The following is a 20,967-nucleotide window of genomic DNA, read 5'->3' as shown; positions in this document are numbered from 1 at the left end:
TATATTTCTAATCTTTAAATATCTTTCATTTTTAAAATTAACTAACCACGAACAACATGAGTACAAAAAACAACAATTCAGCATTAACAACCTTAGTCACTGTCTTCTTTTTCTGGGGATTTATTGCCGCCTCTAACGGAGTTTTCATACCCTTTTGCAAAACCTATTTTAGTATTGATCAATTTCAATCGCAGCTTGTTGACTTTGCCTTTTACGGTGCTTATTATTTGGGAGCCCTATTGCTGTTTGTAATATCAAGTTCTGTAAAAAAAGACATTCTTAATAATTGGGGCTACAAAAATGGTATTGTATATGGACTCTTAATTTCGGCACTTGGCGCCTTGTTAATGTACCCTTTTGTAGATGGAGCTCAACAAGGAGACACCTCAGTGTTTTATTTGGTGCTATTAGCCTTATTCATTGTAGGACTTGGATTTTCGCTTCAACAAACCGCGGCAAACCCCTTTGCGATTGCACTAGGCGATCCAGAAACAGGGTCACATCGATTGAACCTTGCAGGCGGTGTCAACTCGTTTGGAACCACCATTGGACCCATCGTCATTGCGTTTATCATTTTTGGATCTACACCATTATCTGGGGATGAGTTGAATCAAATGATTGAAAATAACGAGATAAAACTAACCACCATTCAATACCTCTATTTGGGTGTTGGTGCCTTGTTTTTAGCCGCAGCAGCCTTGTTTCATTTTTCTAAAAAGTTGCCGAACACAAAAACAAATGAAGTGTTTGAACCTGCCAATAAAGCAAAAAATATGTTGATTGCTTTAACCGTCGTGATTTTTGTTTGTTTTGGATTGATCTTCAATACTTATGCTGGAGGAGAAGTTACAACGGAAGCCCTCGAAAACAAACGGCTTTATTTACTGTTGATCGCTTTATTTGCGGTTGTTGTAAGTGTATTTTTCGCCAATACACGTGCCTCAAAATCACCTGAAGGTTGGGGCGCTATGAAATACCCACAATTGATTTTAGGGATGCTCGCCATATTTATGTATGTAGGAGTCGAAGTGACCATTCAAAGTAATCTCGGTGAACTCTTAAAATCGGTAGCTGATAAAATCAACAACCTAAATCCTTTAGGTTTAAAAGTGATGAATGATGCTGAGATCGCGCCCTTCATTTCCTTATATTGGGGCGGAATGATGATTGGCCGTTGGGTCGGTGCGATCACTGTGTTTAACCCGAGTAAAGGCCTTAAGAAATGGTTGCTTATTTTGGTGCCTTATGTCGCCTTTGGCGTGATTCTATTGGTTAATTTTGGTAGCTACTCAAGCTCAGAAATTTTATTGTTTAGTGTGTGTGTTGCCATCCAAATCGGTGGTTTCTTTCTCGCAAAAGACAACCCTATTAAAACCTTGAAAATCTTTAGCACCTTAGGCGTTATTGGAGTCCTCATTGGCATTTTTGCATCAGGACAATTGGCGTTATATGCATTACTTTCAGGAGGTTTATTTTGCTCCATCATGTGGCCTTGTATATTTACACTAAGTATTTCTGGATTGGGAAAATATACCTCTCAAGGGTCTGCATTCTTAATTATGATGATTTTAGGAGGGGCAATTATTCCACCATTACAAGGGAAATTAGCAGATATTTTTAGCATTCAATCTTCGTATTGGATTGCTGTATTCTGTTTTATATATCTATTATTTTATGCGTTCAAAACAAAGAGTGTCTTGAAAAATCAAGGGATTTCACTTAGTGAATAAAATGAAGCGAAGAAATTTTTTAAAAAACGCTTCCCTTTCGGGGATCGGTTTAGCACTTGGAAAGAGCTTGACCAGTTGCGCAGAAACCCCATCTTCAGAAGTTGTTGGCACTTTGGAGGCGGCTTCACTTCCACTCGTTATTGCCACTTGGGATGTGAAAAATTCCACTGCAAAAGCTTGGGAGATTTTACAAAATGGAGGTACTGCACTTGATGCAGTCGAGCAAGGCTGTCGTGTAGAAGAAGCCAATGAAAAAGGCCAATCTGTTGGTAAAGGAGGACTCCCCGACCGAGATGGAAATGTGACTCTCGATGCCTGTGTTATGAATCAAAATGGCGACTGTGGATCGGTTGTGTTTTTACACAATATTACCCATGCCGTTTCTGTCGCTCGAAAAGTAATGGAGGACACACCACACGTGATGCTCGCTGGAAGTGGTGCTGAAAAATTTGCACTTCAAAAAGGATTCAAAAAAGAAAACTTACTCACCGAAGATTCCAAAAAAAGCTGGGAAGCTTGGAAAATTAAAAGTGAATACAGCCCCATCATTAACATCGAAAACCACGACACTATTGGAATGCTGGCGATCGACAAAGACGGAAACCTTTCGGGGGCTTGTACCACAAGCGGATTGGCCTATAAACTAAATGGACGGGTGGGCGACTCTCCAATCATTGGGGCTGGGCTGTTTGTAGATAATGAAATTGGTGCTGCTGTGGCCACAGGGTTGGGCGAAGAAGTCGTGAAAACCGTCGGGAGTTTTTTAGTCGTAGAATTGATGCGACAAGGAAAAACACCTCAAGAAGCTTGTGAAATCGCCATCCAACGAATTGTAGATAAACCCAACAGCAATTACAAGAATTTTCAAGTCGGGTATATTGCGATCAATAAACAAGGACAGACAGGATCCTTTTCGATCCATCAATGGTTTAGTATGACCAAATTCCAAAAGGGAGTCAACGAAACAATACAATCAAACTATTTTAATAAAAACGCTTAAAACCACCACCAATGGCTGAACAAAAACGCTTATTTCTTCTCGATGCTTATGCTCTCATTTTTAGAGGCTATTATGCGTTTATCAAAAACCCACGGATCAATTCCAAAGGGCTTGATACTTCCGCCATCCTCGGATTTACAAACTCTTTATTAGATGTTATAAAAAGAGAGCGTCCAGACCACTTGGCGGTTTGTTTTGACAAAGGCGGCAGTAAAGACCGTGTTGAAATTTTTAAGGAATACAAGGCCAACAGGGATGCAACTCCAGAAGGTATCAAACTAGCCGTGCCTTATATCTATCAAATTTTGGAAGCTATGAATATCCCAGCGGTTGTCAAAGAAGGATTTGAAGCCGATGACATCATTGGAACACTTGCTAAAAAAGCCGAAAAAGAAGGCTATAAAACCTTTATGGTCACACCCGATAAAGATTTCGCACAACTGGTCAGTGAAAACATTTTTATGTACCGCCCTGTGTTTGGAGGCGGCTATGAAACTTGGGGTGTGGAAGAAATTAAAGCAAAATTTGAAATTGAAGACCCCCTTCAAGTCATTGATTTTTTAGGGATGAAAGGCGATGCCTCTGATAACATTCCCGGACTACCTGGCGTGGGGGATAAAACGGCCAAAAAACTACTTGCACAATATGGAAGCATGGAAAATTTATTAGCAAACACCCATGAGCTCAAAGGAAAAATGAAAGAAAAGATTGAAGCCAATGCTGAGCTTGGACTCCTTTCAAAAAAATTAGCTACGATTTTATTGGACGTTCCGGTGGAATTTGATGCCAAAAGTTTTGAACTCACGGCACCCGACTCTGAAAAAGTCGGTGCTATTTTTCAAGACTTGGAATTCAAACGTTTGATTGATAATTTTAATAAAACATTTGCTGTAAAACCGCCTGAGGGTGCGACACCAGAGCCAACAACTTCGACGCCTAAACCCGCCGCAAACCCCACAGCTGAAGCAGGAGCGGGACAATTTTCATTGTTTGGAGGAGATGAACCTTCAGCGCCTGTTGCTACACTCAACTACGGAAGAGAAACGGCAACTTCAGTCCCTCACTTTTACCAAAATGTATCGGGTGATTTAGGGTTAAAACTCTTTATCAAGCAGCTCATGAGCAAAACATCGGTTTGTTTTGATACCGAAACAACAGGACTCAATCCGCTGAAAGCAGAGCTGGTAGGAATTGCCTTTTCGTGGGAAGCACACAAAGGATTTTACATTCCGTTTCCAGAGTCTTTTGAGGAAGCCCAAGAATTGATCGAATTATTTCGACCGTTTTTTGAGGCCACCCATATTGAGAAAATTGGACAGAATTTAAAATACGATTTAAAAGTATTACACAAATATAAAATAGAGGTCAAAGGCCCATTGTTTGATACTATGATTGCGCATTATTTGATCAATGCCGATATGCGTCATAATATGGAGGTGCTTGCAGAAACCTATTTAAATTATACGCCTATTTCCATTACGGATCTCATCGGTAAAAAAGGAAAAAATCAACTTTCAATGCGCGATGTGTCACTTGAGAAATTGACCGAATATGCGGTTGAAGATGCAGACATCACCTATCAATTGGCAAGTCATTTCAAAAAAGAATTGACGGATGCCGATACCTTAAAATTATTTAATGAGATTGAAATCCCCTTGGTCAAAGTATTAGCATCGATGGAATTAGAAGGGATCAAACTTGATACTGACTTTTTAAACTCGCTTTCGGAAGATTTAAACAATGATATTGAGAGACTCCAAACAGAAATATTTGAAGCTGCTGGAGAGACCTTTAATATTGCCTCGCCAAAACAATTAGGGGTGATTTTGTTTGAAAAAATGAAGCTGGTCGATAAACCTAAAAAAACCAAAACTGGTCAGTACAGTACGGCGGAAGATGTGTTGTCCTATTTAGCAAAAGATCATGACATCATTCAAAAAGTATTGGATTACAGAGGACTCGCCAAACTGAAAAGCACCTATGTAGATGCGCTGCCCGAACAGGTCTTGGACCTCACAGGACACATCCATACGGAGTATATGCAAACGGTGGCTTCCACAGGACGCTTGAGTAGTACGAATCCAAATCTTCAGAACATTCCGATCCGAACAGAACGCGGGCGTCAAGTGCGAAAGGCGTTCATTCCAAGAAATGAAGATTACATCCTTTTAGCGGCGGATTATTCTCAAATAGAATTGCGTGTTATTGCGGCAATGAGCGAAGAGGAAACCATGATGGAGGCGTTTAAAAACGGTGAAGATATTCATGCGTCCACCGCTTCGAAAGTCTTTAATGTACCTTTGGAAGAAGTGACGAGAGAACAGCGTGGAAATGCCAAAACGGTCAACTTCGGAATTATTTACGGCGTGTCTGCTTTTGGGCTCAGCAATCAAACGGATTTAAGTAGAACCGAGGCCAAAGAATTGATTGAAACTTATTACGAAACTTATCCGAAACTCCGAAAATACATGAGTTCACAGGTCGATTTCGCAAGAGATCATGGCTATGTGACAACCGTCTCCAACCGACGTCGTTATCTGAAAGACATCAACTCACGAAATGCGATTGTAAGAGGAGCTGCGGAACGAAATGCAGTGAATGCGCCCATCCAAGGAAGTGCAGCGGATGTGATCAAAATTGCGATGATTAACATCTATAACAAACTGGAAGCCGGTGGGTTTAAAACCAAAATGCTCTTGCAGGTGCATGATGAATTGGTCTTTGATGTTTACAAACCCGAACTGGAAACTATGAAAGTATTAATCAAGGAAGAAATGGAGAACGCCTATACTTTAAGTGTTCCCTTAGATGTTGAAATGGACATGGGTGTCAATTGGCTAGAAGCGCATTAGATTTATAGTTTTAAGGCGTATTATTGTCAAGCTGAACTTGTTTCAGCTTCTCATACATACTGGTTTTCAATACTAAAAGATTCTGAAATAAACCTGCCTGTCGGCAGACAGGTTCAGAATGACAGCTTTGTTTACCTTTCAAACAGTCTCGTTCTGTTTGACTCTAAAATGTTAAAATTTCAGTTTTTCTCGAAACATTCCATTTATTTTAGTAAGTTTAACCTTGATTTAACCCCCCAGATCTAAATCTTCAATAAGTAATTTAACCGAAGTTTTAGATATTATTTTATAAAATAGAAAGTTCAACAATACACGCCAATTTGGGATGTATTGTTGAACAAAGCACTTAATATAATGGAAATATGCACACCTAAAGGATATATACACACTAGTTGTATGGCATTGAAGGAAACGAAAAATGATAGCAGTAATTATAAAGTTTAAAGTAAAACCTAACCAAGAAAAAGTGTTTGTGGAAAATTGGAAGCAATTGACCAAGTTCATTTATGAATACGAAAATAGTTTAGGCTCAAGGTTGCATAAAGAAGATGGTTTAAATTTTATAGCTTACGCTCAATGGCCTGATAAGGAAACATTGCATAATACAGATTCTAAATTACCTGAAGAAGCATTAGAGGTTAGAAAACGAATGAGAGATGCCTGCGAAAAAGTTGAAAAACTTTATGAACTAGAATTGACCGAAGATTTATTAAAATAAGACTATGATTAAAGGACTTTATGAAACGCATTTATTTGTAGAAAATCTTGAACGTTCAATTGATTTTTATTCAATAAAAATGGAATTAGAACAATGCCATTATGAAGAAGAAAGACGAGCCGCATTTTTTTGGATTGGAAAACCTAAGCAATTTATGTTAGGAATTTGGGAAAAGCCCAAAGAGGAAATTGACATTAGACATTTTGCTTTTGAATGTGAGCCTAATTGGGTGCTGAATGAATCTGTTGATTATTTAAAGAAACGGAATATTAAGTGTCGGAATTTCCTAAATGATGGAACTGAAAGACCAATGGTTTTTGCTTGGATGCCTGCAATATCGATATATTTTGAAGACCCAGACGGACATTCACTTGAATATATTGGGGTTTTGGATGGAAAAGGAAAGCCTGATAATGGAATCATAACCTATGAAAAGTGGTTAGAATTAGAAAACAAATAAATAATAACGCCATACAACACTGTATAACAAATCATAGCCGCCTATCGGCAGGCTACGCTTGTTATACTAAACGTTGTAGCACATTAGAAAAAAAATGAACACAATAACAAAAATTAATCTTTCTAATTTAAAAAAATGTAATCAAATTTGGGCTGATATGTCCCCGCTAGCGCGAGCATCTTTTGCTCGTGCCCAGTATGCAAAAGAAAACGTGAAGAAAATGAATGAAAAATACAAGAATTGTTTGAGTTTGTTTGTAGGCACAAGCGAGACGCTTGCGCCAGCTAAGGACTTAAAGCAAATTAAAAAATCAAAACTTATGAAATTCAATTTGAAAAGAAAAAAAGGTTTAAAAACTTAGTAGTTATTTCAATCCTCTCTATTAGTTTCTTATGTGTTTCTTGCAAAGAAACATCTGACCCTTCAAAAAACACAGAAAGTGAATTGATCATGAAAATCAATGCTGTACAAGAACAGGTGATGGCGCAAGGAAATATGACTAAAGAAGAAGAACAGGCAATGTTAAGTTTATGCAGCATTATGTCACATGATGACGGTTTAGCAAATTATCCCCCTGGTAAGAGGATGATCTTAAAAGATGCAGAAATCGCGCCTGTCTATAATGGTTGTGAGGAACTTTCTGTAGAAGAAACAATGAAATGTTTTAATACTAAAGTATCGACATTTATAAAGCGGGAGTTTAATTTGAGTGTCTCTAAAGATTTAAATCTTTCAGATCCAAAGCAGGTAGAAGCTTTTTTTATAATCAACGAAAACGGGAATTTGACCGGTTTGAAAGTTAGAAATTCAGAGGTCACCATTCAAGCAGAAATTTTGAGAGTGCTTAGAAAAATACCTGTGATGAAACCTGCTATTCACAATGGAAAAAGTGTTTCTGTATTGTGTTCAATTATAGTATCCTATGAAAATGAAATAGAAATTGATGTGGTTTACATTCCTGAAAGACCAGATGATTAAAAGTTGAATCACCCAACTCCACAAAGTCTCCCGATTTCGCGGAACCTAAAAAAAATATATATTAAAGCTCTAACGCCTTTTTAACATCGGCATCCATCAAAAATTCTTGTGGATTTTCGAGGGCTTCTTTCACCGCTACAAGGAATCCAACCGATTCTCTTCCGTCAATGATTCTATGGTCATAAGATAGCGCAACGTACATAATCGGACGAATGACGACCTCTCCATTAATGGCTACTGGACGTTCTACAATATTGTGCATTCCAAGAATGGCACTTTGAGGCGGGTTGATAATCGGTGTTGAAAGCATACTTCCAAATACCCCACCATTGGTAATTGTAAAAGTTCCGCCTGTCATTTCATCCACTGTAATTTGTCCATCACGCGCAAGAATTGCCAAGCGCTTTACTTCCGATTCTACGCCTCTAAAAGATAAATCTTCAGCGTTTCTTATGACGGGCACCATAAGTCCTTTAGGCCCTGAAACGGCGATACTGATATCACAGAAATCATAGGAAATCATTTCTTTTCCATCGATCATAGAATTGACCGAAGGAAATAATTTTAATGCACGCACCACGGCGAGCGTAAAGAAACTCATAAACCCAAGTCCTACCCCGTGCTTTTCTTTAAAGGTTTCTTTGTATTGTTTTCTCAATTCGAAAATTGGAGACATGTCAACTTCGTTAAAGGTCGTTAGCATTGCAGTTTCATTTTTGACAGCCACCAAACGTTCTGCTACTTTTCGACGCAACATAGACAGTTTAGACCGTGACACACCACGCCCTTCTACATTCGTCTGTTCTCCCATCGCTGGAACGGCCTTGACCGCATCTTCTTTCGTAATGCGTCCGTCTTTTCCGGTGCCTGCAATTGCAGTGGCTTCAATACCTTTTTCGGAAAGTATTTTTTTAGCTGCAGGGCTCGCTGATCCTGTAGCATAGGTAGTGTTCGCCGGCGTTTCAACTTTTGGTGTTGCAACAACTTCTGGCGTGGCTACTGTCGCTTTGGGAGCGGCATCACCTTCTGGTTTTGCAGCGCTTGTATCAATGAGACAAACAACGGCTCCAACGTCCACAGCATCGCCTACTTCTGCTTTTAAAGAAATGGTTCCGCTCGCTTCTGCTGGCAACTCTAAAGTTGCTTTATCGCTGTCCACTTCTGCAATGGCTTGATCTTTTTCTACATAATCGCCTTCTTGAACTAACCATTCTGCAATTTCTACTTCTGTGATTGATTCGCCTGGTGAAGGCACTTTCATTTCTAAAATCATTGTGTGTTTATTTTAGTTTTCTTCTTTGATTATCTTTTGTTTTATCAAAAACAAAATCGATTACTTCTTGATGTCTTTTTTTGGAACGGGTGGAACTTCCAGCCGCAGGTGCGCTGTAACTTCGTCTTGAAGCCACACGCCAATTTCTAGCATCTTCTATATGCATTAATATGTGTGCATAAGCGCCCATATTCCTTGGTTCTTCTTGTGCCCAGACGATATCATCTGCATTTTTGTATTTTGAAATCAATACCTCCATTTCATCCTCTGGAAGTGGGAATAATTGTTCTACACGTACCAAGGCAACATCAGTTCTTCCTAAATTTTCTTGCGCTTCTAGTAAATCATAATAGAATTTACCGGTGACAAAAACCAATGTTTTAATGGTTTCAGCCTGTGATAACTTGTCATCAATCAACATTTGAAAACTTCCGTTTGCAAATTCATCAACCGTAGAAACTACTTTTGGATGGCGCAATAAACTTTTTGGAGTGAATACAATTAAAGGCTTTCTGAAATCTGCTTTTAGTTGACGTCTTAATAAATGATACATATTTGCCGGCGTGGTACAATCGGCAATAAACATATTGTCTTTTCCACAAAGCTGGAGGTAACGCTCCATACGGCCCGAAGAATGCTCCGCCCCTTGTCCTTCGTAACCATGCGGTAATAACAGGACGATGCCATTGGGTGTTTTCCATTTATCTTCTCCACATGAAATGTATTGATCAATCATGATTTGAGCGCCATTACTGAAGTCTCCAAATTGAGCTTCCCAAATTGTAAGGGTGTTTGGACTTGCCATGGCATAGCCATAATCAAATCCTACCACTCCGTATTCGGATAATAAGGAGTTGTAAATATTAAACTGTCCTTGGTTTGGACTTATGTTTTTGAGAAGAACAACTTCTTCTTCACTGTCTTCAACTTTTACCACTGCATGGCGGTGAGAGAAGGTTCCTCGTTCTACATCTTGTCCTGAAATACGCACATCAAACCCTTCTTCTAAAAGAGATCCATAAGCTAAATGTTCGGCCATGGACCAATCCAGTTTATCCCCTTCAAACATTTGTTTTCGAGCTTCGATCAAACGAGAAATCTTGCGTATAAATTTTTTATCTTCAGGAAGCGAGGATATGATTTTCGCAATTGAAGCTAGTTTTTCTTTTGGGTAGGTGGTATCTACCGTGGCTCGCATTTTATTTGCCTTAGCTCTCGGGAAATTCTCCCAAGCCTCTTGCATAAATGGCGTGATGACAGTTTTATCTTCTTTTCTGGACGTTTTTAATTCCGTTTCTAAAGAAGCCTTATAGTCTTGCTCAAGTTTTGAAACATAATTGGAATCAATAATGCCTTCATCCATTAGTTTTTGTGCATATATATTGCGCGGATTGTCATGGCTGGCAATGGCTTTATACAGTTTTGGCTGTGTAAAACGCGGTTCATCTCCTTCGTTATGACCATATTTTCGATAGCCTAACAAATCGATAAACACATCACGCTTAAACTGCATTCTGAAATCTAAGGCGAATAAAATGGAGTGTACCACGGCTTCAGCATCATCGGCATTGACATGCAATACTGGCGACAGTGTCACTTTTGCAACGTCGGTACAATAAGTGGACGAACGTGCATCGAGGTAATTTGTGGTAAATCCAATTTGATTATTCACCACTATGTGAATGGTTCCATTGGTTTTATAACCGTCTAGCTGTGCCATTTGAACCACTTCATAAACGAGTCCTTGTCCTGCGATGGCGGCATCACCGTGTACCACAATTGGCAACACTTTGCTCGCATCTTCGGATTTCAGTTTGTCTTGTTTTGCTCTTGTAATCCCTTCAACAACTGCACCGACTGTTTCGAGGTGCGAAGGGTTGGGTGCAATACTCAAATTAATTCGATTGCCATTATCTGTCAAACGGTCACTCGTCCAACCAAGATGGTATTTTACATCGCCATCAAATACTTCTTCTTCATAATCTTTTCCATCAAATTCGCTAAAAATATCACTGGCCGATTTTCCGAAAATATTGGTCAGCGTACTCAAACGACCCCTGTGGGCCATTCCCATGACAAATTCTTTGACGCCATAAGCAGCGGCTTTTTCAATAAGCGCATCAATGGCAGGAATTAATGATTCATTTCCTTCTAATGAAAATCGTTTTTGACCGACATATTTTGTGTGCAAAAAGGTTTCAAACGAAACAGCTTCATTTAGTTTTTTGAGGATATGTTTTTTTTGATCAGCAGTAAAATTACCCTGATTATCGTTACTGTTCAATTTATCTTGAATCCATTGACGCTCATTCGGTCGGCGGATGTACATGTATTCTACCCCAATCGCATCGCAATAAATAGCCTCCAGATGCTTTTGAATTTCACGTAAACTTTGAGGACCAATCCCAATAATATCACCTGCATTAAAAACCGTATCTAAATCTGCTGATGACAGCCCAAAGTTGCTAATTTCCAGAGAAGGTGTGTATTGTCTTCGGTCTCTAACAGGATTGGTTTTGGTAAATAAATGCCCACGAGTACGGTAATCATCAATGAGTTTTACAACCTGAAACTCTTTTTGTACATGCTCTGGGATTTGTGTGTTAACCCCCTCCACAATTTCGTCAGAAGCTTCACTGCTGTCGCTTCCAAAATCATAGCCTTGAAAGAAAGCTTTCCAGCTTGGCTCAACGCTGTCTGGGTCTTGTTGATATTGTTCGTATAAATCCGCAAAATAAGCGGTATGGGCGGCGTTTAAAAAAGAATACTTATCCATGAATTAATAATTCTATTTTTTCTTTAGAAAAATATAGCCCAAAAATACGATTTTTCAGGAATATGAGATGTGAAAATGCTATAAATGTGAAGATATTGCGATTTATTAAAAAGTAAGAAGGGGACAGTTTACTTTTTAATATTTAAAGACTAAAATGTAATTATTTCTTATAACTGACAAAAGTCATCTTTTTAAAGCTTGTTTAGAGATATTTTTGATGTAGAATAAAAATGTATAACCCCTAACAAACTAATACCCAATGATTATGACCACAAAACAAAAAATGAAAACATCATTCGTAGCGTTTACGATGATAACACTGCTTTTTTCGGGCTGTAAAGACTCCGACAAAACTGAAAAAGAAAGCACTGCAGACATCCCTGTAAGCAGGGAAATGACCGCGGAATTAACATCGCCTCCCAATGTACCTACACCCGTAGGAAGACGAAAAGCTAAAAAACTCATTGTGAACATGGAAGTTCTTGAGCAAGAAGGCACTATGACCGATGGAACAACCTATGTATATTGGACCTTTGGTGGTTCTGTTCCTGGAAGTTTTATTCGTACCAGAGTTGGTGATGAAGTGGAATTCACGCTGTCTAATCATCCAGACAACAAGTTGCCGCATAACATCGATTTGCATGCTGTAACAGGTCCTGGAGGTGGCGCAACCTCTTCTTTTGTAGCTCCGGGTCATGAAAAAAAATTCAACTTTAAAACATTAAACCCTGGTTTGTATGTTTACCACTGTGCAACGGCACCTGTTGGAATGCACATTGCAAATGGAATGTATGGCCTCATTCTAGTAGAACCAAAAGGTGGATTGCCTTTAGTTGACAAAGAATACTATGTAATGCAGGGCGATTTCTATACAAAAGGAGAACACGGAGATCCAGGCTTACAGTCCTTTGACATGCAAAAAGCGGTAGATGAAGACGCCGATTATGTGGTGTTCAATGGTAAAGTAGGTTCATTAACTGGCGATAATGCTATTACTGCAAAAGTTGGTGAAACAGTGCGTTTATACGTTGGAAATGGCGGACCAAATTTAGTGTCCTCATTTCACGTGATAGGCGAAATCTTTGACAAAGTAATGGTTGAAGGTGGTAGCATGATTAATGAAAATGTGCAAACGACATTAATCCCAGCCGGAGGTGCCGCAATTGTAGAATTTAAAGTGGACGTTCCTGGAACTTTCATCATCGTTGACCACTCCATTTTTAGAGCTTTCAACAAAGGTGCTTTAGGCATGCTGAAAGTAGAAGGCGAAGAAAACAAAACAATCTATTCTGGTGTCGTTCAAGAAGGAATCTACCATCCAGAAGGCGGTGGAATCCAAGAAATGCCAGAAGGCGAAAAGAAAGTTGAAGTTGCAAGTTCAAACAAAACCCTCGCAATGAAAATGGAAACAGGAAAGCAAATTTATACACAAACCTGTTTTGCGTGTCACCAAGCTGAAGGACAAGGAATCCCAAATGCATTTCCACCATTGGCAAAGTCAGATTACTTAAATGCTGATGTAAACCGTGCTATTAAAATTATTCTCAAAGGAAAATCTGGAGAGATTACTGTGAACGGTGAAAAATACAACAGCGTTATGACAAGACAAGCAATAAGTAATGATGAAATTGCTGATGTGCTGACATATGTCTATAACTCATGGGGCAACAACAAAACAAATGTTACAAAATCCCAAGTTGACGCCGTAAAACGCGGACACTAATTAAGAGGCCTATGAACCCCATTCAAAGATTGACAATTTGTTTGATACTGCTCTTTTGCTTGACTGCAAATTGTCAATCTAAAATGGTTTTGATAAAAGGAGGTACATACACGCCGCTTTATGGGAGAGACTCCCTAAAAGTAACCGTCTCAGATTTTAAGATGGATGTATATCCCGTGACTAATAAGCTGTTTTTAGAGTTTATAAAAAAGAATCCTCAATGGAAACGATCTGTCATAAAAAAGCTATTTGCAGATAAGAATTATCTTGTGGATTGGAAATCAGATGTTGCGCTTGGAGATCATCAACCTTTAAAGGCTCCCATAACCAACGTCTCTTGGTTTGTTGCAAAAGATTATTGCAAAAATCAAGGTAAAAGGCTGCCAACCATAGATGAATGGGAATATGTAGCAATGGCAAATAAAACTCTGCCAGATGCACGGCAACTAAAAACCTATAATGAACACATTTTGAGTTGGTATGAAAAACCTAAAACGTTTAATAATGAAATAGGATCTACCTTTAAAAACTATTGGGGCATCCATGATTTGCACGGACTGGTTTGGGAATGGACCTTAGATTTTAATTCGGTTCTTATTTCTGGAGAATCTAGAAAAGATGTTGACAAGGACTCCAATCTATTCTGCGGAAGTGCCGCTATTGGTGCTACAGATTTAATGAACTACGCAGCCTTTATGCGTTACGCAATACGCGGAAGTGTAAAAGCAAAATACGCTCTAAAAACCCTTGGGTTTAGATGCGTTAAAACGATTAGCAACTAAAACGATATGAAAAATTTAAAATCAATATTCATAGTATTAATAGCCATGCTGTCATTTGCATCGTGTAAAAACAACAAGGCGAATACCGCTTCTAACGAATTGACCACGTATGACTGTCCTATGAAATGTGAGGCCGATAAAACCTATAAAGAATCTGGGAGTTGTCCGGTTTGTAAAATGGATTTAATCGCCCAAACTCAGGAGGCTTCAAAACGTTTAAAGGAAGGTGAGATTTCAGATGAATCAATTTTTCATTTAACTAGCCTTTGGAATACCGAAGAGGGTGAAACCATCCAACTTGAAGATTTAAAAGGAAAGACTTTGGTCATGGTGATGATCTATACAACATGCAAAGCGGCCTGTCCACGCTTGGTTGCAGATATGCGAAATATTGAAGCTCAAATTCCGAAACCTAACTTAGAAAATATTCGTTTTGTGTTGGTCAGTATCGATCCAAAAAATGACACTCCAGAACGTTTAAAAGCGTTTGCACTAGAAAACAAAATGGATGAAGACCAATGGGTGTTTTTACAAGGAACAGAAAGTAGTGTAAGGGAATTTGCAAATGTTTTAGCCGTAAAATACAAGCAAATTTCACCTCTAGATTTCTCACATTCAAACATTATCAGTGTGTTTAATAGGGGCGGTGAATTAATCCATCAACAAGAAGGTTTGGGCGTTGATAATAAAGAAACCATTCAAACTATTCTTGAACTAACAACTAAAAATTAAATACTAAATCATCCCTCAACTCAAAAAAATAAAAAGAAACGGGTATTATAAAAAAGATTAAAAATGAAAAAAAACTTATTTACTTCGGTCATTGCCTCACTAATCGTATTTATTGCTTTTGGACAACAGTTTGACTTATCCGCAGAGTTAAGACCGCGTTACGAAAACAGACATGGTTTTAAATCATTATTAGATACAATCTCAGAGGGTTCAAACTTTGTATCCCAACGAACACGTCTAAATTTTGGATTTAAAAATGAAAGATTAAAATTAAAAATTGTGATGCAAAATGTAAGAGTTTGGGGGGATGTTGGCACCTTATCAAGCGACGATAAAACATCCTCTTTGCACGAAGCTTGGGCAGAAGCGATTATTAACACCAAAACTTCCTTTAAGTTAGGGCGTCAAGAAATAAATTATGACGATCAACGAATTTTTGGGAGCGTCGGCTGGGCACAACAAGCAAGAAGTCACGATGCACTGCTGTTTAAATACACCCCAAATGCCAACAACAAATTAGACATTGGAGTTGCATTAAATGCCGATTCGCAATCTAATATAGATAATTTATACAGCAACGCTGCAGGCTATAAATCCTTACAGTATGCTTGGTACCACGGAGATTTCAACACCCTTGGGGTGAGTTTTTTGTTGCTAAATACCGGTATTGAATATTTAGATGTGAACGACAACCAAACCATCGATTATATGCAAACTATTGGCCCGAGACTTACTTATAAATCGGGTAACTTTAATGCCAATGCTGCTGCCTATTTCCAAACTGGAAAATCAAAAAACGCAAAGGTTAAAGCCTCTTATTTTGCTGGAAACATTGGGTATAAGGTTTCAAAAGAGTGGTCGTTAGGTTTGGGCATAGAACAGCTTTCTGGAACTAATTCTAATGCGAGCAGTACAGACATAAAATCGTTTGCTCCCTTGTTTGGCACGAACCACAAGTTTAATGGTTTTATGGATTATTTTTATGTGGGCAACCACGCAAATAGTGTTGGATTGACAGACATCAATATGACACTAGGCTATTCTAAAAATAAATTTTCTGCAAAATTAATGCCTCATTTATTTTCAGCGGCAGCGGACGTATTTGATGGCACAACCAAAATGGATGCGAGTCTAGGAACAGAGATCGATTTTACGATTGGCTATAAAGTGGCTAAAGATATCAACCTGAATGCAGGCTATTCAAAAATGTTTGCAACAAAAACGCTAGAACTTTTAAAAGGGGGCGATAAAGATAAAAACAATTCTTGGGCATGGGTGATGATTACATTTAAACCAAGCCTGTTTTCTCATAAGGCAAATTAAAAATTGCTGACTAATTCAAAAGTTGGTTTTTAGGTATCTCCTTAAAAACCAACTTTCGATTTAATATTTATTCCTAAACCAAACTTTTTGCCACTCGCGTTTTAAAATAAGAAAAGACACGGCTTCGGCTAGTTGCAGAGGATCACTCCCATCCAGAGCTTTTACTTGTTTTTCTGAGACATCAATTAAATAAAGTAAGTTTAAGTAGTCCGCAAATTTTTCTTGGATCAGCGTATATACCGTTTCGTAAAGCACTAATTTCAAGCTTGTTGGCAATACTTCTTCATGGAAATTTAAGTCCACATTGGCGCGTAAAAAATCTTTATTAAGTTGAAGAACTAATTTTTTGTATAAATCTAACTGATTTACTTCGGCAATTAAATCTTCAAAATTAGAGGGTAAATTCATTACACGGTTCTGTCCATAAGGCTGGTCCCAAATGTTTTTAGCAACTGCTTTTTATCTTCTGAAATCGTTAATAATTCCAAGACAGAAAATGCTTTTGAGGTATAGTGTTGAATCGCCTTTTTGGTAGCCTCTGAAGAACCTGAGGCTGTAAAGATTTGCTTTACAATCTCTACTTTGTCTTTTGTATCGTTGCCTTCTGTACTAAATAATTGTTTCAATTGTTGCTGATCCTTTTCAGAGGAAAACTCCAAAGCCTTTAAATATAAATAGGTTTTTTTATTCTCAATAATATCACCTCCCACTTGTTTTCCAAACGTTTCAGGGTTTCCAAAAGCGTCTAAATAATCGTCTTGTAATTGAAAAGCAATTCCTAAATTTCTTCCAAATTCATAACAACGATTTTGATCTGCTTCAGATGCATTGACAATTATAGCCCCCATTTTCATGGCAGCTCCAACCAAGACCGCTGTTTTGTACTCAATCATTTTTAGATACTCCGCAATTGAAACTGCATCGCGTGTTTCAAAATCAATATCGTATTGTTGACCTTCACAAACTTCTAAGGCGGTTTTACTAAAGAGTATGGCAAGTTTTTGGAAGACGTCTGGTGGGTAATTCTCAAACAGTTGATATGCCATAATCAACATCGCATCACCAGAAAGAATCCCTGTATTTAAATCCCATTTTTCATGCACAGTTTCATGGCCACGTCGCAAGGGTGCAGCGTCCATAATGTCATCGTGAATAAGTGAGAAATTATGAAAAACTTCCACTGCCAAAGCAGCGTCTAGTGCGTTGTTTACATCCCCTTCAAAACAATCCGCAGTCATAAGGGTCAATACAGGTCGTAAGCGCTTTCCTCCTAAATTCAATATGTACTCAATAGGTTCGTAAAGGTTTTTAGGCTCCCGTGTTGTTTTGTAATCCTTTAGATATTCTATAAATTGTTTTTGGTACGTTTCAATGGCTTTCATGAGACAAAAATAAGTGAATTCCTAAAACTATGTTACAAAGCGAAACTAATAAATGTTAAAAAATTGTAAAACTTTGGAAACTTTAATTGTTTTTTAAGTTTCCTGTTGTAAATTTGCAGCTCACTATGAAAGAGAAAATTATATCAAAATCAGAAGAATTATTCTTCTCTTTAGGATTTAAGAGTGTCACAATGGATGACATCGCAAATGCTATGGGGATTTCGAAGAAAACCATTTACGCTCATTTTTCAAATAAAACAGAGCTTGTAGAGGTGGTCACTTTTTCTGTCCTCGATCATATTTCGGAAGGAATCGATAGGATAAACGCAGCGTCCATCAACCCTATTGAAGAACTGTATGACATTAAAATGTTTGTGATTAATTACTTAAAAAGTGTAAAGGTCTCACCACAACATCAGCTTAAAAAATATTATCCACAAATTTATGAGCGCTTACAAATCAAACAATTTGAAAAAATGCACTCTTCCTTTGAAAACAGTTTAAAAATGGGAATGAATACTGGATTGTTTAGACCTGATATTGATGTTAATTTTATATCAAGGTTATATTTTAATGGGGTGACTGCAATTCGTGATATTAGTGTTTTTCCAGAATCTGATTTCGACAAAAATTATCTTTTTGAAAGTTACCTCGAATACCACTTGAGAGCTATTACAACCCTAAAAGGTCTAAACCTGCTTAACAATTTTACAAAATCAAACTTATCATCTAATGCTTCATAAACTTACGCTCTTTTTATTAATCTCTACTTCGGTGTTTTCTCAGCAAGAAATCTCTCGGTTTTCATTAAAAGAAGCCGTTGATTTTGCTCTTGAGAATAATTCTATAAGCAAAAATGCCACTCGTGATGTAGAGATTGCAAAACTCCAAAAATGGGAAACAACGTCCACAGGATTGCCACAAATCAAAGCAGCTATTTCCTACAATAACTGGTTAAAACAACAAATTTCGTTGATCCCAGCAGAATTTTTTGGTGGAGCTCCAGGGCAGTTTGCCGAAATTGCTTTTGGAACCAAACAAACGATGAACGGAACCGTCACCATTACGCAAAAAATATTTGACGGCTCCTATCTAGTAGGTCTTCAAGCTGCTAAAGTATATCTCGAAATTTCAGAAAATGCCAAAGAAAAAACAGAAATCGAGCTTCGTAAAATGGTCGCTTATGCCTATGGAAATGTATTACTCTCTGAAGAAAATTTAAAAATTGTAAATTCAAACATCACATTGTTAGAAAACAACGTGAGAGACCTTACCAAAGTGTACGAAAATGGCTTAATTGAAGAGGAAAGTGTTCAACAACTACAACTGACTTTGTCAAGTTTGAAAAGCAATCAAAGCTACGTCAAACGCTTAAAAACAATAGCGTATCAACTGTTCAATAATGCCCTTGGCTTAGAGCTAAATACCCCGATCGAACTCACGGACGACCTTGATAGACTGATTGCGATATACACCTCACTCGCTCCCTTAGAATCTATTCTTGAGGCAGAAAATGTTGTGGATTATAAAATTGCTTTTAATGATTTACAAGGTAAAGAACTCTTACTGAAATTAGAAAAAAGCAAAGCTTTACCCACTATAGAAGCATTTTTGAACGGCAGCTATTCTGGAAACAGTGAGCAATTTAATTTTTTAGATGATTCTCAAAACTGGTTTGGTGCCTCTCTGTTTGGCGTCACTATGAAAGTTCCTATTTTCAGTTCTTTTGGACGCAGTGCTTCTACAAAAAAAGCACGCCTCAATTTAGAGAAATCTAAATCATTATTAAAAGATACTTCAGATAAAATTAAGTTAGAAATCTCACGAGCAAGAAGTGATTATGAGTTTGCAGTAGAAAATCTGGTCATCAAAAAAGAAGCCCTTAAACTTTCAGAAAATATCGCTCAAAAAAATGAAATTAAATTTTTTGAAGGACTGACCACTAGTTTTGATTTGTCTCAAGCACAACGCCAATTATATACTGCTCAGCAAGACTATTTGCAATCAATGCTCAACATTCTCATTAAAAGAATTGATTTAGAAGCGCTCATTAACCCACCTCTTAAAAACTAAACAAATGAAACACCACCATAATATTACTCCGATGAAACATCTATTTTTACTGTTTACTTTAACCCTTGTACTATCCTGTGACACGGCGGTTAAAGAATCTCAATCCCTGACAGACCTAAAAGCAAAAAAGACAGCTCTTATAGAACAGATGGATCGAATCGGTACAGAACTGAAAGATGTTGAGATGGCTATTTCAGAATTAGATACCCTGAAAAAACTAATGACCGTGACTTCTTATAAAGCAGAAGTCAAGGATTTCAATCATTACATAGAAGTACAAGGAACGGTCAAAGCGGATCAAACTATTGAGCTTCATGCAGAAATGGGCGGCACCGTAACGGCTATTTTGACAAAAGAAGGTCAAAACGTTTCAAAAGGACAAATTTTAGCAACTTTGGACAGCGACGTCATCGACAATTCTGTTTTACAACTAAACACCCAACTCGCTTTGGCAACAACGACCTTTGAACGTCAAGCCAGACTTTGGGAACAAAATATTGGAAGTGAAATTCAATACCTGCAAGCAAAAGCACAAAAAGACGGTCTTGAAAACAGTATGAAAAGTTTGAGAGCACAAGCACGGAAAATGAAAGTAATCGCCCCATTTTCAGGGATTATTGATCAGATTTTCGCAAAAACTGGAGAGATGACCTCACCGCAAATGCCATTCTTAAGACTTGTGAATCTAAGCAACGTGTATGTGGAGAGCGAAATCACTGAAACCTATTTGAAATCGATCAAAAAAGATACCGAAGTTTTACTCTATTTTAGTTCTATTGGAACCTCGGTTGAAGCCTCCATTTCTCAAGTTGGAAACTTTATCAATCCAAATAATAGAAGTTTTAAAACCCGTATCGATCTAAAAAACCCCAACAATGAGTTAAAAGCAAACTTGCTTGCGGACATTAAAATAAACGATTTTAAAGCCAATGGGATTGTCATTCCATCGCGGTTGGTTCAAAAAGACCGTAATGACAAAACTTTTGTTTATACCATTGAACCACAAGAAAACAATCACAGCGTTGTAAAAACCTATGTAACTGAAGCGATGAGTTACGATAATCTTTCGTTCATTTCTGAAGGGCTTTCTGAAAACTCAATGTTAGTTGATAAAGGCGCACGACTTGTGAATAATAATGAAGATGTAAAACTTGTACACTAGTAA

General features: G+C 37.9%; 18 protein-coding genes. 14 read left to right on the top strand and 4 right to left on the bottom strand.

The genetic code is table 11. The annotated features are described in order from the left end of the window. The first annotated feature begins 56 nt into the window (after positions 1-56). The 7 genes from FORMB_RS07120 to FORMB_RS07090 all read left to right on the top strand — a co-directional run bounded on the left by FORMB_RS07120 (position 57) and on the right by FORMB_RS07090 (position 7,738). Positions 57-1,730 (top strand): MFS transporter, encoded by a 1,674-nt coding sequence (locus FORMB_RS07120; RefSeq protein WP_069676797.1) that lies wholly within the window; start codon positions 57-59, stop codon positions 1,728-1,730. 1 nt (position 1,731) lies between these two features. Next, positions 1,732-2,730: an isoaspartyl peptidase/L-asparaginase family protein gene (locus tag FORMB_RS07115; RefSeq protein ID WP_069676796.1), complete on the top strand. Its 999-nt coding sequence runs from the start codon at positions 1,732-1,734 to the stop codon at positions 2,728-2,730. An 11-nt stretch (positions 2,731-2,741) separates the two neighbouring features. Next, on the top strand, positions 2,742-5,582 hold the full coding sequence (gene polA / locus FORMB_RS07110) for a DNA polymerase I (RefSeq protein WP_069676795.1): 2,841 nt from the start codon (positions 2,742-2,744) through the stop codon (positions 5,580-5,582). Between the two features lie 418 nt (positions 5,583-6,000). Further along, positions 6,001-6,300: an antibiotic biosynthesis monooxygenase family protein gene (locus tag FORMB_RS07105; protein ID WP_069676794.1), complete on the top strand. Its 300-nt coding sequence runs from the start codon at positions 6,001-6,003 to the stop codon at positions 6,298-6,300. A 4-nt stretch (positions 6,301-6,304) separates the two neighbouring features. Further along, positions 6,305-6,760: a VOC family protein gene (locus FORMB_RS07100; protein ID WP_069676793.1), complete on the top strand. Its 456-nt coding sequence runs from the start codon at positions 6,305-6,307 to the stop codon at positions 6,758-6,760. 94 nt (positions 6,761-6,854) lie between these two features. After that, entirely contained in the window at positions 6,855-7,121 is a 267-nt protein-coding gene (locus FORMB_RS07095) for a hypothetical protein (protein ID WP_069676792.1), read from the top strand. 89 nt (positions 7,122-7,210) lie between these two features. Next, entirely contained in the window at positions 7,211-7,738 is a 528-nt protein-coding gene (locus FORMB_RS07090) for a hypothetical protein (protein ID WP_231925524.1), read from the top strand. A gap of 61 nt (positions 7,739-7,799) precedes the next feature. On the opposite strand, the gene odhB is transcribed toward FORMB_RS07090, so the two are convergent. Next, the gene (odhB, locus tag FORMB_RS07085) at positions 7,800-9,011 is read right to left on the bottom strand and encodes a 2-oxoglutarate dehydrogenase complex dihydrolipoyllysine-residue succinyltransferase (protein WP_069676790.1); all 1,212 of its coding nucleotides are present in this window, start codon (positions 9,009-9,011) and stop codon (positions 7,800-7,802) included. Positions 9,012-9,018: 7 nt separating this feature from the next. Beyond that, complete coding sequence (locus FORMB_RS07080) at positions 9,019-11,787, bottom strand: 2-oxoglutarate dehydrogenase E1 component (protein WP_069676789.1); 2,769 nt, start codon at positions 11,785-11,787, stop codon at positions 9,019-9,021. Positions 11,788-12,070: 283 nt separating this feature from the next. On the opposite strand from FORMB_RS07080, the gene nirK reads away from it, so the two are divergent. The 4 genes from nirK (at position 12,071) to FORMB_RS07060 (ending at position 16,347) form a co-directional block, all read left to right on the top strand. After that, positions 12,071-13,510, top strand: a complete 1,440-nt coding sequence (nirK, locus tag FORMB_RS07075) for a copper-containing nitrite reductase (protein WP_231925523.1) — start codon at positions 12,071-12,073, stop codon at positions 13,508-13,510. A gap of 83 nt (positions 13,511-13,593) precedes the next feature. Beyond that, complete coding sequence (locus tag FORMB_RS07070) at positions 13,594-14,292, top strand: formylglycine-generating enzyme family protein (RefSeq protein WP_083243927.1); 699 nt, start codon at positions 13,594-13,596, stop codon at positions 14,290-14,292. A gap of 6 nt (positions 14,293-14,298) precedes the next feature. Continuing rightward, positions 14,299-15,024, top strand: a complete 726-nt coding sequence (locus tag FORMB_RS07065; RefSeq protein ID WP_069676786.1) for an SCO family protein — start codon at positions 14,299-14,301, stop codon at positions 15,022-15,024. A 63-nt stretch (positions 15,025-15,087) separates the two neighbouring features. Next, on the top strand, positions 15,088-16,347 hold the full coding sequence (locus tag FORMB_RS07060; RefSeq protein WP_069676785.1) for an alginate export family protein: 1,260 nt from the start codon (positions 15,088-15,090) through the stop codon (positions 16,345-16,347). Positions 16,348-16,407: 60 nt separating this feature from the next. Here FORMB_RS07060 and FORMB_RS07055 read toward each other — a convergent pair whose 3' ends face one another. After that, on the bottom strand, positions 16,408-16,755 hold the full coding sequence (locus FORMB_RS07055; RefSeq protein ID WP_069676784.1) for a hypothetical protein: 348 nt from the start codon (positions 16,753-16,755) through the stop codon (positions 16,408-16,410). Continuing rightward, positions 16,755-17,729 (bottom strand): polyprenyl synthetase family protein, encoded by a 975-nt coding sequence (locus FORMB_RS07050; protein ID WP_069676783.1) that lies wholly within the window; start codon positions 17,727-17,729, stop codon positions 16,755-16,757. Before FORMB_RS07050 ends, FORMB_RS07055 begins: the two co-directional genes overlap by 1 nt. Positions 17,730-17,854: 125 nt before the next feature. Between FORMB_RS07050 and FORMB_RS07045 the strand changes: the two genes are divergently transcribed. The 3 genes from FORMB_RS07045 to FORMB_RS07035 are packed head-to-tail and all read left to right on the top strand — an operon-like array spanning position 17,855 to position 20,964. After that, positions 17,855-18,472: a TetR/AcrR family transcriptional regulator gene (locus FORMB_RS07045; RefSeq protein WP_069676782.1), complete on the top strand. Its 618-nt coding sequence runs from the start codon at positions 17,855-17,857 to the stop codon at positions 18,470-18,472. Beyond that, entirely contained in the window at positions 18,462-19,802 is a 1,341-nt protein-coding gene (locus FORMB_RS07040) for a TolC family protein (protein ID WP_069676781.1), read from the top strand. The genes FORMB_RS07045 and FORMB_RS07040 overlap by 11 nt, the downstream gene beginning before the upstream one ends. Positions 19,803-19,806: 4 nt before the next feature. Next, entirely contained in the window at positions 19,807-20,964 is a 1,158-nt protein-coding gene (locus FORMB_RS07035) for an efflux RND transporter periplasmic adaptor subunit (RefSeq protein WP_083243926.1), read from the top strand. Positions 20,965-20,967 lie beyond the last annotated feature (3 nt).

Source organism: Formosa sp. Hel1_33_131 (assembly GCF_001735745.1).
Classification (GTDB): domain Bacteria; phylum Bacteroidota; class Bacteroidia; order Flavobacteriales; family Flavobacteriaceae; genus Hel1-33-131.
The sequence above is the reverse complement of the archived record's forward strand: the minus strand, read 5'-3'. Positions and strand labels throughout refer to the sequence as shown.